17 protein-coding genes are annotated in these 13,552 nt (G+C 68.8%); 7 read left to right on the top strand and 10 right to left on the bottom strand.

Features of this window, described 5'->3' with window-relative positions:
- The first annotated feature begins 252 nt into the window (after positions 1-252).
- Positions 253-897 carry a TetR/AcrR family transcriptional regulator gene (locus tag AORI_RS59630; protein WP_016334079.1) on the top strand — a complete coding sequence of 215 codons (645 nt, stop codon included), beginning with the start codon at positions 253-255 and terminating at the stop codon, positions 895-897.
- A gap of 79 nt (positions 898-976) precedes the next feature.
- Here the strand turns inward: AORI_RS59630 and AORI_RS59625 are convergent, their stop codons facing one another.
- The 6 genes from AORI_RS59625 to AORI_RS59600 form a co-directional block, all read right to left on the bottom strand.
- Positions 977-1,450, bottom strand: a complete 474-nt coding sequence (locus AORI_RS59625) for a bifunctional nuclease family protein (RefSeq protein ID WP_005150031.1) — start codon at positions 1,448-1,450, stop codon at positions 977-979.
- Between the two features lie 220 nt (positions 1,451-1,670).
- On the bottom strand, positions 1,671-2,432 hold the full coding sequence (gene ftsR, locus AORI_RS59620) for a transcriptional regulator FtsR (protein ID WP_043848101.1): 762 nt from the start codon (positions 2,430-2,432) through the stop codon (positions 1,671-1,673).
- Entirely contained in the window at positions 2,429-2,896 is a 468-nt protein-coding gene (garA, locus tag AORI_RS59615) for a glycogen accumulation regulator GarA (protein ID WP_016334077.1), read from the bottom strand. Before garA ends, ftsR begins: the two co-directional genes overlap by 4 nt.
- 125 nt (positions 2,897-3,021) lie before the next feature.
- Positions 3,022-3,405: a glycine cleavage system protein GcvH gene (gene gcvH, locus AORI_RS59610; protein WP_005150021.1), complete on the bottom strand. Its 384-nt coding sequence runs from the start codon at positions 3,403-3,405 to the stop codon at positions 3,022-3,024.
- Positions 3,406-3,468: 63 nt separating this feature from the next.
- Entirely contained in the window at positions 3,469-4,080 is a 612-nt protein-coding gene (gene clsA / locus AORI_RS59605; RefSeq protein ID WP_046199794.1) for a cardiolipin synthase ClsA, read from the bottom strand.
- A gap of 37 nt (positions 4,081-4,117) precedes the next feature.
- Complete coding sequence (locus AORI_RS59600; RefSeq protein WP_016334075.1) at positions 4,118-4,351, bottom strand: hypothetical protein; 234 nt, start codon at positions 4,349-4,351, stop codon at positions 4,118-4,120.
- 569 nt (positions 4,352-4,920) lie between these two features.
- On the opposite strand from AORI_RS59600, the gene AORI_RS59595 reads away from it, so the two are divergent.
- Together AORI_RS59595 and AORI_RS59590 are read left to right on the top strand one after the other, a co-directional pair.
- The gene (locus tag AORI_RS59595; RefSeq protein ID WP_016334073.1) at positions 4,921-5,169 is read left to right on the top strand and encodes a hypothetical protein; all 249 of its coding nucleotides are present in this window, start codon (positions 4,921-4,923) and stop codon (positions 5,167-5,169) included.
- A gap of 23 nt (positions 5,170-5,192) precedes the next feature.
- A complete protein-coding gene (locus AORI_RS59590; RefSeq protein ID WP_016334072.1) occupies positions 5,193-5,570 on the top strand; it encodes a hypothetical protein in 378 nt (125 codons plus the stop codon).
- A 15-nt stretch (positions 5,571-5,585) separates the two neighbouring features.
- Here the strand turns inward: AORI_RS59590 and AORI_RS59585 are convergent, their stop codons facing one another.
- The gene (locus AORI_RS59585) at positions 5,586-6,005 is read right to left on the bottom strand and encodes a hypothetical protein (RefSeq protein WP_228688378.1); all 420 of its coding nucleotides are present in this window, start codon (positions 6,003-6,005) and stop codon (positions 5,586-5,588) included.
- Positions 6,006-6,116: 111 nt separating this feature from the next.
- On the opposite strand from AORI_RS59585, the gene AORI_RS59580 reads away from it, so the two are divergent.
- From AORI_RS59580 to AORI_RS59565, 4 genes are read left to right on the top strand one after another with little or no spacing between them, the layout of a single operon-like run.
- Positions 6,117-7,085 (top strand): hypothetical protein, encoded by a 969-nt coding sequence (locus tag AORI_RS59580; RefSeq protein ID WP_016334070.1) that lies wholly within the window; start codon positions 6,117-6,119, stop codon positions 7,083-7,085.
- Between the two features lie 2 nt (positions 7,086-7,087).
- Complete coding sequence (locus tag AORI_RS59575) at positions 7,088-8,062, top strand: hypothetical protein (RefSeq protein WP_016334069.1); 975 nt, start codon at positions 7,088-7,090, stop codon at positions 8,060-8,062.
- Positions 8,059-9,252 (top strand): adenylosuccinate synthetase, encoded by a 1,194-nt coding sequence (locus tag AORI_RS59570; RefSeq protein ID WP_016334068.1) that lies wholly within the window; start codon positions 8,059-8,061, stop codon positions 9,250-9,252. The genes AORI_RS59575 and AORI_RS59570 overlap by 4 nt, the downstream gene beginning before the upstream one ends.
- On the top strand, positions 9,249-9,881 hold the full coding sequence (locus AORI_RS59565; RefSeq protein WP_016334067.1) for an NUDIX domain-containing protein: 633 nt from the start codon (positions 9,249-9,251) through the stop codon (positions 9,879-9,881). Before AORI_RS59570 ends, AORI_RS59565 begins: the two co-directional genes overlap by 4 nt.
- Before the next feature lies 1 nt (position 9,882).
- On the opposite strand, the gene AORI_RS59560 is transcribed toward AORI_RS59565, so the two are convergent.
- The 3 genes from AORI_RS59560 to AORI_RS59550 all read right to left on the bottom strand — a co-directional run bounded on the left by AORI_RS59560 (position 9,883) and on the right by AORI_RS59550 (position 13,491).
- A complete protein-coding gene (locus tag AORI_RS59560) occupies positions 9,883-10,644 on the bottom strand; it encodes a D-Ala-D-Ala carboxypeptidase family metallohydrolase (RefSeq protein WP_016334066.1) in 762 nt (253 codons plus the stop codon).
- A 260-nt stretch (positions 10,645-10,904) separates the two neighbouring features.
- Positions 10,905-12,608: an AMP-binding protein gene (locus tag AORI_RS59555; RefSeq protein WP_016334065.1), complete on the bottom strand. Its 1,704-nt coding sequence runs from the start codon at positions 12,606-12,608 to the stop codon at positions 10,905-10,907.
- Positions 12,609-12,648: 40 nt separating this feature from the next.
- Positions 12,649-13,491 carry a crotonase/enoyl-CoA hydratase family protein gene (locus AORI_RS59550; RefSeq protein ID WP_016334064.1) on the bottom strand — a complete coding sequence of 281 codons (843 nt, stop codon included), beginning with the start codon at positions 13,489-13,491 and terminating at the stop codon, positions 12,649-12,651.
- Positions 13,492-13,552 lie beyond the last annotated feature (61 nt).

The following is a 13,552-nucleotide window of genomic DNA, read 5'->3' as shown; positions in this document are numbered from 1 at the left end:
GCCCGACCTGGCGGCCGGCGAACAAAGCCGCGCGGACCCACGGGAGTCCGCACCGGAGTTCCTCGTCAAGACGAATGCCCCAGACATCCGAATCACACCTTGGCGATTCACCTTCATTGACGGTAAGCGCGTCCGGCAAACCGGTCAACGCGACGCGCGGTCGGCCTCAAGCTCTTCTTGAGGCTTGTCGAGGACAGTCCCCCGTTCGGCCGCATGCTTGCCGGATTTACTCGGCCGTGTTAATTTTTACTCATGCAAGTAAATCCCTCCACCCAGAGTGCCCTGCAAGAGGTCCAGGCGGAGCTGGGGCTGTCGGTCACCGAGGCGGCCCGGCGGGCCCAGATCGTCGGGGCCGCGATCGCGACGATCGCCGACTTCGGCTACCACAAGACGTCGTTCGCGAAGATCAAGGAGCGGGCCGGGCTGTCCAGCACCCGGATCATCTCCTACCACTTCACCAACAAGGCCGGCCTGATGCAGGCCGTGGTCACCACCGCCACCGGGATGAAGGACAAGTTCCTCGAAGAGCGCATCGAGGGCACGACCGACCGTGCCGGGCTGCTGCGCGGCTACATCGAGGCGGAAATCGCCTTCCTCGGCTCGTACCCGGAACTGGTGCGGGTCATGGTCGAGATGGCGTCCAGCGGCTCGGACGCCGAGGGCTGGTTCATGTCGGCGCCGCTCGTCGAGGAGTTCCGGACCGGGCGGCTCGAACGTCAGCTGCGCCAGGGCCAGCAGGAAGGCGCTTTCGGCGACTTCGCGGCGGACGTGATGGCGTTGTCGATCGCGCAGGCCATCGACGGCGTCGCGGCGAAGTTCGCGGCGGATCCGAAGCTGGACCTGGAGCGGTACGGCCGCGAGCTGGCCGACCTGTTCCTCAAGGCGACCGCGGCCTGATCCGCATTCAGAGGACTAAACGCGTACGAAAGAAGGGGCGGCACCGGCAGGCGCCGCCCCTTCGGTCAAGTTCCCGGGATCAGGTGTCCGCGCCGCGGAAGTCCTCCGGTGAGACCGAGTCGAGGAACTCGCGGAACTTCTCGACCTCGTCCTCCTGCTCGTCGGGGATGATGAGGCCCGCTTCCTCCAGCACCGCGTCGACGGCGTGGATGGGCACCCCCACCCGCAGCGCCAGCGCCACCGAATCGCTCGGCCGCGCCGAAACCCGGATGTCCCCGTCGAAGACCAGTTCCGCGAAGAACGTGCCTTCCTTCAGGTCGGTGATCACGACCTGTTCCAGCTCACGGCCCAGCGCGCCGATGACCTCCTTGAGCAGGTCATGGGTCAGCGGACGGGCCGGGCGGACTCCCTGCTGCTCCAACGCGATGGCGGTGGCCTCCACCGAGCCGATCCAGATCGGCAGGTAACGCTCGCCTTCGGTTTCCCGCAGCAACAAGATCGGCTGATTCGCGGGTAGCTCCACCCGCACGCCGACGACGCGCATCTCGCTCATCGGGCTTCGCCTCCCTCTCGTGCGCACGGGCCGCAACGCTTGTCTCGACGACCAAGCGACGGTAGTCCCGACGCTACCCGTCTTCCGAGCGCTGTGCTCGCTGTCTCCGACATTCTCGGTTCGCCCGTGGCAAACCCGACTCTCACGGTACGGCATAGGGTGCCGAACATTCAGGCATTGACAAGTGGCCTCACAACGGCTCCCGGTCCCCTGGAACCGTTCAACCGCCCGTGACAGCCCGTATTCCGGCCTTCACCAAGAGCGTGTGCAACGCCACGGTCAAGGCCGCGAGCTCCCGGACGACCTCGTCGCCCCTCGCTTTGGCGTCCTCGTCACGATGCCGATACACCGGGGTCACGATCTGCTCCAGCAGGCCGACCTCGCGGTCGGCCGCCGCCCGGAAGGCACGCAGATGTCTCGGCTCGATACCGAATTCGGTCATCGCCTTCACGGTCTTGGCCACGAGGACCGCGTCGGGGTCGAAGAACCCCGCCGCACCTGGGCGCACCAGACCGTATTGCCGCAGCTCAGCCAGGGTGGCGGCGTCGATGCCGGCCTGGCGGAGCAGATCTTCCTCGGTCAGCCTGATCTCGCGATCGGTCTCGAAGTCCCCGGGGGACGGCAGTCCGCCGTTCTCCCCGGGGGCTTCGAGCGAAACGAGTTTCCGCGGCAGCCTCGGCATCGCCGCTTCCGGCGCGGCACCCCGATCCGCCGCGTCCAGCTGTTCCTTGATGACCTTCAGCGGCAGGTAGTGATCCCGCTGGGCGGACAGGACGAACCGCAACCGCTCCACGTCCGCCGGAGCGAACTGCCGGTACCCCGACGGGGTCCGGCCCGGCTGGACCAGACCCTCCGCCTCGAGGAACCGGATCTTGGAGATGGTGACATCGGGGAAGTCGCCGCGCAGCTGTGCCAGCACGGCCCCGATGCTCAACCCATCGCGCTGCGACGCATCCCGATCAGGCCGCCCGGCCGCCGTCACCGTGCCCCCTGGCCCCCGGATCCCGGGCCGGTCAGGAAGACCAGGCGGAACTTGCCGATCTGCACCTCGTCGCCACCGGCGAGGACGGCCTGGTCGACCGGCTCGCGGTTGACGTAGGTGCCGTTGAGGCTACCGACGTCGATGACGACGAACTCGCCGCCCTCACGGCGGAACTCGGCGTGCCGCCGGGAGACCGTGACGTCGTCGAGGAAGATGTCGCTGTCCGGGTGCCGCCCCGCGCTGGTGGTGTCGCGGTCCAGCAGGAAGCGCGAACCCGCGTTCGGGCCCCGCTTGACGACCAGCAGCGCGGAACCCGCGGGCAGCGCGTCCACGCCCTGGACGGGGGCCTCGGCAGCCGGAGGAGCCTCAGTGCCTTCGACGTCGGCCAGGAAGTCGGCCCGGAAGACAGAAGTCCGCTCCGGAGACTGCTCCGGGGGAACGCCGGGCCCGTCGTTCGTGCTCACCTGAGCTCTCCTAACGCATGTGTGTTGCCACTACTCAAGAACGTGTGGAGGTCAAACGTACCGTGCCTGATCGAATCTCCGGCCCGCGGCTCCCCCTTGTCTTCCCGAAGGGCCACGGCCTGCGGCTATTCCTTGATCAGCGCCTGATACGCCTCGGCCTCCAGCAGGGATTCCACCGAGCTCGCGTCGTCGAGACGGAGCTCGATCAGCCAGCCCTCGCCGTACGGGTCGCTGTTGATCAGCTCGGGCGACTCGGTCACCGCGTCGTTGACCGCGACCACCTCGCCGTCGAGCGGGGCGAACAGCTCCGAGACGCTCTTGGTCGATTCGACCTCGCCGAACGCGTCGCCCGAACCGACCTGCTTGCCGACCTCGGGCAGTTCGACGAACACGACGTCACCGAGCTGGTCCTGGGCGTACTCCGTGATGCCCACGCGCACGAGCCCGCCGTCGCGCACGGAGACCCACTCGTGCTCCTCGGTGTACCGCAGTTCTTCTGGAGTGGACAACGCCGCTCCCCTTTCTGATGCCCTCACTCGAAACCGACGCGCGCAGTTTCGCATCCCGCCGGGTCACGCGCCCGGCGCCTCCCGCAAGGCGCGCACGGTCTGGACGATGTACAGCACGCCCGAATAGACGTACAGGACCGCACCCCACGCCGTGAAGGCGTAACCGATCGGCCGGGCGATCGCGGCGATGTCGGACCCGCCCTGGGTGAGCAGCAGGAACGGGAAGGCGTACATCAGCACGAAGGTGGCGCCCTTGCCGATGTAGGTGACCTCCGGCGGGGCGAACCCCCGGCGGCGCAGCAGCAGGACGCAGACGCCGAGGACGGCCTCCCGCACGACCAGCGGGACCACCAGCCACCACGGGATGATGTCGCGGATCAGGAAGGCGATGAGGGTCGCGAGGATGTAGAGCCGGTCGGCGGCGGGGTCGAGCAGCTGGCCGAGCCGCGACATCTGGTTGAGCCAGCGGGCGAGTTTGCCGTCGAGCCAGTCGGTGAGCGCGCTGAACACGAGCAGCGCGAGCGCCCAGCCGTCCTCCTTCGGGCCGAGGAGCAGCCACAGGAAGACCGGCACCCCGGCGAGCCGGAGGATCGAAAGCATGTTGGGGACGTTCAAGGCCTGCCGCAGCAGGGAAGGCTCTTCGCTGGTCACGCTCGGTTCGGGGGGCGTACTCACCCGCTCAGCCTAGCCAGCGGCGGCAGGTCCTCCCGCGTCAGCTGGCCCGGGTGTGCGTCCAGCCGCGGCGTTGCAGGTCCGCGCTGGTCAGTGCCACGGGCCTGCCTCGGTGGTCGGTGCCCATCCAGCGATGGTGGCCCGCCGAGTTCTCCAGGACGTACGGGCGGCCGCCACACCAGACGACGGTGCACGGGGCCGTCGGGGGAAGCTCCGTGCTCGCCGGTGCGGTGGCCTGGGGTGACGCGGGGTCGGTCTGTTCGTCGGTCTTCATCGCTCTCACGGTTTCGGTGACGGGGACTGGGACACGCCGGAGCGCTACTTTCCTTTTCGGCAGAACGGGGCCGCGCGTTAACGGCTCGGCGCCGGATTCGTCCGATCGGTTCGCGACGACAGCAGGGTGTTGCCGCGCCGTGAACGGCATATTAATTGTCCACAGTGGACAGTGATTGGGCGGTCCTCGCGTATCGCGGCGGCGCGGCCGCGATAGCCTCCCGCGAATCGAACGTGGCTCAATGCCACGACATCGGGCCCGGCCGGGTCAGAATGGGCCGGCCACGACCGGCCGACGAAAGGATCGCCTTGCCCGTCTCGACGACCACGGGAACGTGGCGGCGCCTGTTCGCGGTCTGTGCCGTCGCCGGAACGCTCGCCGCCTGTTCGGGCGAAGCTCCGCCACCGCCAGTCACTTCGATGTCGGTCTCATCGCCCGCGCTCTCCTCGAGCGCGTCCAGCGTGTCACTGCCGCCGATCCCGTCCCCAACCGCGCCGAGTCCGTCCGCCGCCCCGACTTCCGCCCCCGCACCGAAACCCGCTGAACCGGTACAGGGTTCCTGCGGAACGGTGACCGCGGCGAGCGGGCTGACCCTGCAGGTGCTCAACGGGCCGGGTGTCTCGTGCGCGGACGCGACCGGGATCGTCGATTCGTTCCACAAGAGGATCGCCGGACGTCAGTCCGCGGGCTCGGACGAGCCGGTCAGCGAGACCGTGGACGGCTGGCTGTGCGTCTCCGGCGCTCCCGCCGCCCAAGGTGGCACCAGTTGCAGCAAGGGCGAGCAGAACGTGTTCGCCGCCGTCGTCCCCGTCGAATGAACCATCCCCGAGAAGAAGGGCCCATGAAGAGCCTCGCCGTGCTTCCCGCCGCGCTCGCCGTCGTCCTGCTGAGCGGTTGCGGCGCCGATCCCGCGCCCGCGGCCGCGCCGCCGCCGTCCTCCCCCGCTTCCACGCCGGCACCCGCCGGAACACCCTGCGGCGAGATCGCCGGACTTCAAGGCGCGAAGAACAAGGTCGTGGCACGCGGGAAAACCGACTGCGGCGAAGCGACACAGGTGCTCACGGACTACTTCGCCAAGCTGACACCCGCCGAAGCGGCGTCGCCGCAAGGCCCCGGGCCGGTGGTGATCGGTGCCTGGACCTGCGGCAGTGGACCGAACGATCCGGTGACGAGCTGTTCGACCGAGGACGACCGGCAGATCGACGCCACCAGGAGCTGAGCACGGCCGGCGGCGTCACTTCCCGCGAAGCCGCCGGTACAGGACGCCTAGCCCGATCAGCATTCCGAACAGGACCAAGCCGACGAGCGCGACGACCACCAGGCTCAAGACCCGCGAAGTCTTCGACCGGTAGGCGAATCCGTCACCGGCGAAGATCCTGTCGCCCTCCGCGACCCTTTCACCGTCGATCCTCCCCTGACCGGTGCGCCCGTCGTCGAACCGCCACCCGGTCTCGCAATAGGGAAACCGGCCGCTCATCGGCGGCCCTTCCTCGACGCATCCGGAGACGGCGGTGACCGTGACGTCCTCTCCGGTGTTCAGCTCGCGCACACGGTCGCCGAGGGCTCCCCCGGTCACCCACAACAGGAAGACGAGCGGGATCCCGCCCAGCAGCATCTGCCAGAGAAACCTGGAAGTCCCCGGTCCACCTGACAAGAAAGTCCCTTCTTCCCGACCGTTCCAGGCTATTCGCCAAGGCGACGGAGCGGCACGGGATTTGTACCCACCCCCTTGCCGGCCGAAGTAAGAGTCGTCTAGACTCAAACTATGCTCACCAGGGAAGACGCCATGAAGGCGGTCGAGGACGCGGCCGACCCGGCCGCGCTGTTCGCCCGCCATCGCTACCGCGAACTGGCGGCCGTGCTCCACCCCGACCGCAATCCCGGCGACGCGCGGGCCCACCGCGCGGCGGCCATGCTCAACCGCCTCCACGACGAGTGGAAACGGTCCCGGCGTCAGACGGTCACCACGGCGACGTCGGCGTACACGCTCGTCGCGCCGCACGCGGTCGGCAGTGTCGCCACGACCTACCGGACCACCGGCCCGCATCTGGTCAAACTCGTCCGCGATCCGGCGCTCAACCCGCTGATCCACGCCGAATGGGAGGCGTTGCGCGCACTCGACGGCTTCACCGAACGGCACCGGTGGCTGCGCCCCTATTACCCGCGGCTGCTCGACACGTCGGGCCCCGTGGCCAGGGGCGATCGGGCGTTCAGCGTCCTCGATCCGCTCGTCGACGGCTTCCTCACCCTCGCCGACATCGGGAAGGCCTTCCCCGGCGGGCTCGACGGCCGCGACTACGCCTGGATGCATCGTCGCCTCCTGCGTGCCGTGGCAGGCGCGCATCGGGCGGGCGTCGTCCACGGCCACCTGACAGCGGACAACGTGCTCGTTCATCCGGCACAGCACGGCATCGTCGTCGTCGGATGGTCCTTCGCCGTCGAAGACGGTGCGCTTCCGCTGGCGGCCGACAAATCCGTCCACTACCCACCGGAAGTCCACAAAGGACTGCCGATGACCGCGGCCACCGACGTCCACATGCTCCACAGCTTGATGCTGGAACTGCTGGCACCGGACGAAACCCGTCAACGCCAGTTCGCCGAGGGATGCCTCCAGGACATCCCGGCACACCGGCCCGAGGCCGTCGATCTGCTCGACGAGTACGACGAACTGCTCGCCGACCTGTACGGCCCCCGCACCTTCCGACCGTTCATCATCCCCGAGACAGGAGCCTGACCATGGGACACGGACACTGGGACGACAACGCCTACGCCGCCGCGAAGACCTTCCGCGCGGCCAAGGGCGAGGACGACTTCGGCTACACCGCCGATCTCCGCTCCAAGCCCGCGAAGGAATGGAAGGTCGCACCCGCGCTCGACCCGTTGAACGCCGTGCGGGAATGCCGGGATTCGGCCGACCACACCGATTCGACGCCGATCGCGGTGCTGTTCGACGTCACCGGGTCGATGCGCCGGGTGCCGCGGATCATGCAGGGCAAGCTCGGCAAGCTGCACGGTCTGCTGAAGCGCCGGGGCTACCTGGCCGACCCGCAGGTGCTGTTCGGCGCGATCGGCGACGCCGACAGCGACCGGGTTCCCTTACAGGTCGGGCAGTTCGAATCGGACAACCGGATGGACGAGCAGCTGCGCACGATCTTCCTCGAAGGCGGGGGCGGCGGGCAGAAGAGCGAGTCCTACGAGCTGGCCGCGTACTTCATGGCGCGGCACGTCGTGACCGACGCGTGGCAGAACCGCGGTCGTAAGGGCTATCTGTTCATCATCGGCGACGAGCTGAACAAGCCCGCGCTGGAGGCCCGTCACATCCGCCGCGTGATCGGGGACGACGTGCGGGAGGACATCGACCCGGCCTCGGTGTACCGGGAGCTGGCCCGCAAGTGGCACGTGTACTTCGTGCTGCCGAACCAGTCTTCGTACTACAACGACCCGCAGATCGGTGAGCACTGGAGCGATCTGCTTGGCCAGAACTTCCTGAAGCTGGACGACCCGGGCGCGGTATGCGAACTGATCGCCGCCACCATCGGGCTGGAAGAGCGGGTGGTCGACGTCGACCGCGCGCTCGCCGACCTCGCGGACGTCGGCTCGGTCGCCGAAAGCAAGGCCGTCGGCAAGGCGCTGGCGAGGCTGGGCACCAAATCGGTCGTCACGTCGGCGGTGCCCGAGGCCGACGGGCCGAGCGACGTGGTGCTGCGATGAGTCTCCTGGACGGTCACGTGGTGGTGGTCGGGCTCGGCTTCGGCGACGAAGGCAAGGGCGCGGTGGTCGACGCGCTCTGCGCCGCCCGGCCCACCACCGCGGTGGTCCGCTTCAACGGCGGCGCGCAGGCCGCGCACAACGTCGTCGTGGACGGGCGGCACCACACCTTCAGCCAGTTCGGGGCGGGCACGTTCGCCGGCGTGCCCACCCATCTGTCACGGTTCGTGCTCGTCGAGCCGTTCGCGCTGGCCGCGGAAGCCCGGCGGCTCGAAGCGGTCGGCGTCCGGAATCCGCTCTCGCTGCTGAGTGTGGACGGCCGGGCTCTGCTCACGACGCCGTTCCACATTTACGCCAACCGGGCCAGAGAACAGGCCCGCGGCGTGAACCGGCACGGTTCGTGCGGCAAGGGCATCGGCGAGACCGTCTGGTACTCGCTGTTGCCCGGGGCCGCGCCGGGGGACGTCGTGGAGAGCCAGGAGGTGATCGGGACGCCGGGGGAAGCGCCCACGGTCGCCGACTGCGCCCGGCCGTCGGTGTTGCGGCGCAAGCTGGACGCGCTCGCGCGGTTCTACGCGCCGCTCGCCACGCCACCGCACAGCGTGGACGAACTGGTGGCGCTGTACCGCGATTTCGCGGGCGCGGTGCGGATCACCGACGGGGACGAAACGGGGCGGCTGGCGGATTCCGGGCGGCTGGTGTTCGAGGGAGCGCAGGGGGCTCTCCTCGACCAGTACCACGGGTTCCATCCGCATACGACCTGGTCGACGACCACGCCGCACAACGCCCGTGCCCTGTTGGGCGGGCGTCCGCACACCGTCGTGGGGGTGACGCGGACGTACCTCACCCGGCACGGCGCGGGACCGCTGCCGACCGAATCCGCCGCCGTACTCGCCCGCTTTCCCGAGGCGCACAACGAAACCGGCGAGTTCCAGGGCGCGTGGCGGGCGGGCCATCTCGACGCGGCCCTGCTGGATTACGCGATCGCGGCCTGCGATGGCGTGGACGCGCTCGCGGTGACCCATCTCGACGCGACCGGGCTGAAGGTCGTGCCCCGGGACGGTTCGGCCGCCGTCGATCTGCCGGATCCGCTGGCGTGGTTCGGCGCGCGGCTGCCGGTGGCCGTCATGGGGTACGGCCCGGACAGGGCGGGTTACCGGGTCGCGGAGGCAAGGTCGACAATCAACGCGTGATCGATTCGACGCCGGTGTCCGTTGACGTGCTCGTGGTGCGGTTCGCCCCCGGCACCCGGAACGTGCTGCTGGGAATCGCGCCGCGGGCGGCTGAGCCCTTCGAGGGGGAGCTCGCCCTGCCCGGGGTGCTACTGGGGCTCGGGGAACGGTTGCGGGAGGCGGCGAGCCGGGCGGTGGTCGGCAAACTCGGCCTCCCGCCCGACGCGGTCTCGGCGACCGGACAGCTCGCCACCTTCGACGAGCCGAACCGTGATCCCCGCGGCCCCACGCTCTCCATCGCCTTGTGGGCCACGGTGAGTCCCGCGCTCGACGATCCGGGGAACGTCGTCTGGGTGCCGCTGGACGAGGTCCCGCCGCTGGCGTTCGACCACGACCGGATCGTCGCGGACTGCCGGCCGATGCTGGCCGAACGGCTGTGGCGGGACGTCGCCTTCACCGCCGGGCTGCTGGGCCCGATCTTCACCACGGCACAGGCGTTGGACGCCACCGAAGCGCTGACCGGGGACCGCCCCTATCCGGCCAATCTCGGCCGGACGATGGAGCGGGTCCCCGGTCTGCGGCGTACCACCGAACACGCGGCCGCCCTCCCCAAGGGAGGACGGCCGCCGTCGCTGTGGCGCTGGGAGTGACTCAGATCCCGCAGGAGGACGCCGACCAGAACCGCGTCGACCGGTGTGCCACGTGCGTGTGATCGTTGTGACCGGGGTAGCCCGGCCCGAGGATCTCCGCGAACCCGTGGTTACGGGCCTGCTTCGCCAGCCCGCAGAAACCCTGTGAGCCGGCACCGAGATCGACGGCGTCACCGTAGAGATGACGGCTGTTGGTCGCGCCGCCGACCGCGTTGTTGCAGGCGACGCTGCGGAAACCGCCGTTGACGTCGATCGGCCGGTCGCCCATGGCGTGCCGCATCGCCTGCAGCTTCCACATCGAGACCAGCGCGTTGGCCTTCGCCGTCGCCGGCGGGACGTTGCCGCCCGACCAGTCGGAGTTGCACCGGTTCAGTTCCGCGTAGGTGAAGTTGATCGGCGTGCAGTCGTCGTCCTGCAACGCGTAGAGCTTCGAGAACGTGGCCGGACCGGCGATGCCGTCCGCCCCCAGCCCGTACGCCTGCTGGAAACGGGTGACCGCGGCCTTGGTCCCCGCGCCGAACTGGCCGTCGAGCGCGAGCACGCCACCGTAACCGGGGTACCCGGCCACGCGGATCTGCAGCTGCCGGACGTCCTCACCGGACGCGCCTTCCGACAACGTGCGTCCCCAGGAGTAGCAGGCGTCGGCGACGGACACTTCGCCCGCTGTCACCGGGCCTGGATCGGCGGCGGCCGGGGTGGCCACCACCGCGGTACCGAGCCCCGCCACCAGGGCGAGCATCGGCAGGAGGAAACGAATGCGCATGACAGGAACACCTTTCGAAGCAGGGAAGGTGAGACCCGTGACCCCCACGGGTTGTCAACGATTCACTGCCGAGGATGCTAACGCGGTTCCGGTTACCGCGCTGTGGGTCGTTCGACCCACACGCTCGAACCCGGAACTCGCGTGATCGGAGACGTGACTCGCGTGATTGAAGGCGGAACGCGCCGGATCACGCGAGTTCCGCCCCCGATCACGCGAGTTCCGTGTCCAATCACGCGAGTTCGGAGTTCAGGCCCCTGTCATCAGCCCTTCAGCTGGGGGAAGTCCTCCTCGCGGAACTCCCCCGCCGGGCGCCCGTCGGCCTCGTTCTCGCGGCCTCGCAGTTCGACCCGCCGGATCTTGCCGGAGATCGTCTTGGGCAGCTCGGTGAATTCCAGCCGCCGGATTCGCTTGTACGGGGCCAAATGTTCCCGGCAGAAGGCCAGGATGGACACCGCGGTGTCGGCCGTCGGTTCATGTCCGTTCGTCAGGACGACATACGCCTTCGGTACCGCGAGGCGGATCGGGTCGGGTGCGGGAACGACGGCGGCTTCGGCGACCGCTTCGTGTTCCAGCAGGACACTTTCCAGCTCGAACGGCGAGATCCGGTAGTCCGACGCCTTGAAGACGTCGTCCGTCCGGCCCACGTAGGTGATGTAGCCGCGTTCGTCGATCGAACCGACGTCACCGGTGTGGTAGAAGCCGTTCGCGAAGGCCGCGGCGGAGCGTTCCTCGTCGTCGGCGTATCCGGCCATCAGCCCCACCGGCCGCTTGTCGAGGTCGAGGCAGATCTCGCCCTCCTGCGCGCGCTCCCCGGTCACGGGGTCCACGAGTGCCACGGTGAAGCCCGGCAGCGGGCGGCCCATCGACCCCGGCACGACGTCCTGTCCGGGGGTGTTGGCGATCTGGACGCTGCTCTCCGTCTGCCCGAAACCGTCGCGAATCGTGACACCCCAAGCCTTTTCGACCTGGTCGATCACCTCGGGGTTGAGCGGCTCGCCCGCGCCGACCACCTTGCGCGGCGGCGTCTTCAGCACGGTCAGATCGGCCTGGATAAGCATCCGCCACACCGTCGGCGGGGCGCAAAAACTGGTGATGCCGCACCGTTCCATCTGCGCCATCAGCGAGACCGCGTCGAACCGCGCGTAGTTGTAGAGGAACACCGTCGCCTCGGCGTTCCACGGCGCGAAGACGTTGCTCCACGCGTGTTTCGCCCACCCGGGCGAGGAGATGTTGAGGTGGACGTCGCCCGGCTCGAGGCCGATCCAGTACATTGTGGACAGATGGCCGACCGGGTACGAGACGTGGGTGTGCTGCACCAGTTTCGGCTTCGCGGTGGTCCCCGAGGTGAAGTACAGCAGGAGCGGGTCTTCCGCCGCCGTCGGGCCGTCGGGCGTGAAGGTGTCCGCTTCCTCGTAGGCGTCCACGAAGGACTCCCAGCCCTCGACGCGCTCACCGACGGCGATACGTGTGTAGTCGCCCTCGACGTTCTCGAACTTGTGCGCGTCGACGGACCGGATCACGACGTGTTTCGCCGCGCCCCGCTCGACCCGGTCGGTGAGGTCCGCCGGGCCGAGCAGGGTCGAGGCCGGGATGATGACGGCGCCCAGTTTGATCGCGGCGAGGATCGTCTGCCACAGCTCGCCCTGGTTGCCCAGCATCAGGATCAGCCGGTCGCCCCTGGTCACGCCGAGCGAGCGCAGCCAGTTCGCGACCTGATTGGACCGACGCGCCATCTCCGGATAGGTCCAGCGGTTCTCGATGCCGTCCTCTTCGACGATCCACAGCGCGTACCGGTCCTGATTGGCCGGATCCGCCGCGACCACGTCGAACCAGTCGAGCGCCCAGTTGAACTCGGCGGGCCGGGGCCAGGTGAAGTCCCGATAAGCGGTTTCGTAGTCCTCGCGATGGGCCTGCAGATAGTCCCGTGCCTCGCGGAACGTGCGGTATGCCTCCGAAGCGCTCACGATCGTCCTCCTGGTCCGCTGGTTGGGCCGCCGGTTCTTTCTACTCTCCCTTGAACTCGGGCGCGCGGCGCTCGAGGAAGGCCTGCACGGCCTCGCCGAGGTCCTTGCTGGGCAGGAAGGCGGCGTTCCAGGCCGAGACGTAACGCAGGCCGTCCGCGACCTGACGTTCGGTGTTGGCCGAGAGGACGTTCTTGGTGCCCTGCACGACCAGCGGCGGGTTCGTGGCGATCTCCGCCGCCAGCTTGCGGGCCTCGGCCAGCAGGGTGTCCTGATCCGCGTAGACGTCGTTGACCAGTCCGATCTTCTCCGCGCGGGCGGCGTCGATGTCCTTGCCGGTCAGGGCCAGCTCGCGCAGGTGTCCCTCGCCGATGATCGGCGCGAGCCGCTGGAGGCTGCCGAGGTCGGCCACGATCGCGACCTTGACCTCGCGCACGCTGAACTTCGCGTCGGCGCTCGCCAGCCGGATGTCGGCGGCCGCGATCACGTCGACGCCACCGCCGATGCACCAGCCGGAAATGGCCGCGATGACCGGTTTGCGACATTCCGCGATCGAGGACACGCTCGCTTGGAGGGCCCGGACCTCGTCGAGGAACTTGGTCCGCGGGCCCGCGAGCGCGTCGCCGCCGAGCATTTCGCCCCAGCTGGGCATCATGGCGGGCAGGTCGAGCCCGTAGGAGAAGTGCTTGCCGCTCCCGGTCAGCACGACCGCCCTGACCTGCGGGTCCGCGTCGATCGCGCGGAAGACGATCGGCAGCTCACGCCAGAAATCGGGGCCCATCGCGTTGCCCTTGGACGGACCGAGCAGCGTCACTTCGGCGACGTGCCCGTCGATCTCCACCTTGAGCGAAACGAGATCGGGAAGACTGTCAGCTGTAGCGGTCATGGGGTCATCTTGACTCATGTGATTGACAGGCTGCCAACGGCCACTGTGCCCGGCCGCCCCT

It is taken from the genome of Amycolatopsis keratiniphila (assembly GCF_000400635.2).
GTDB lineage: Bacteria > Actinomycetota > Actinomycetes > Mycobacteriales > Pseudonocardiaceae > Amycolatopsis > Amycolatopsis keratiniphila.
This window is presented reverse-complemented; position numbering and strand designations above follow the sequence as displayed.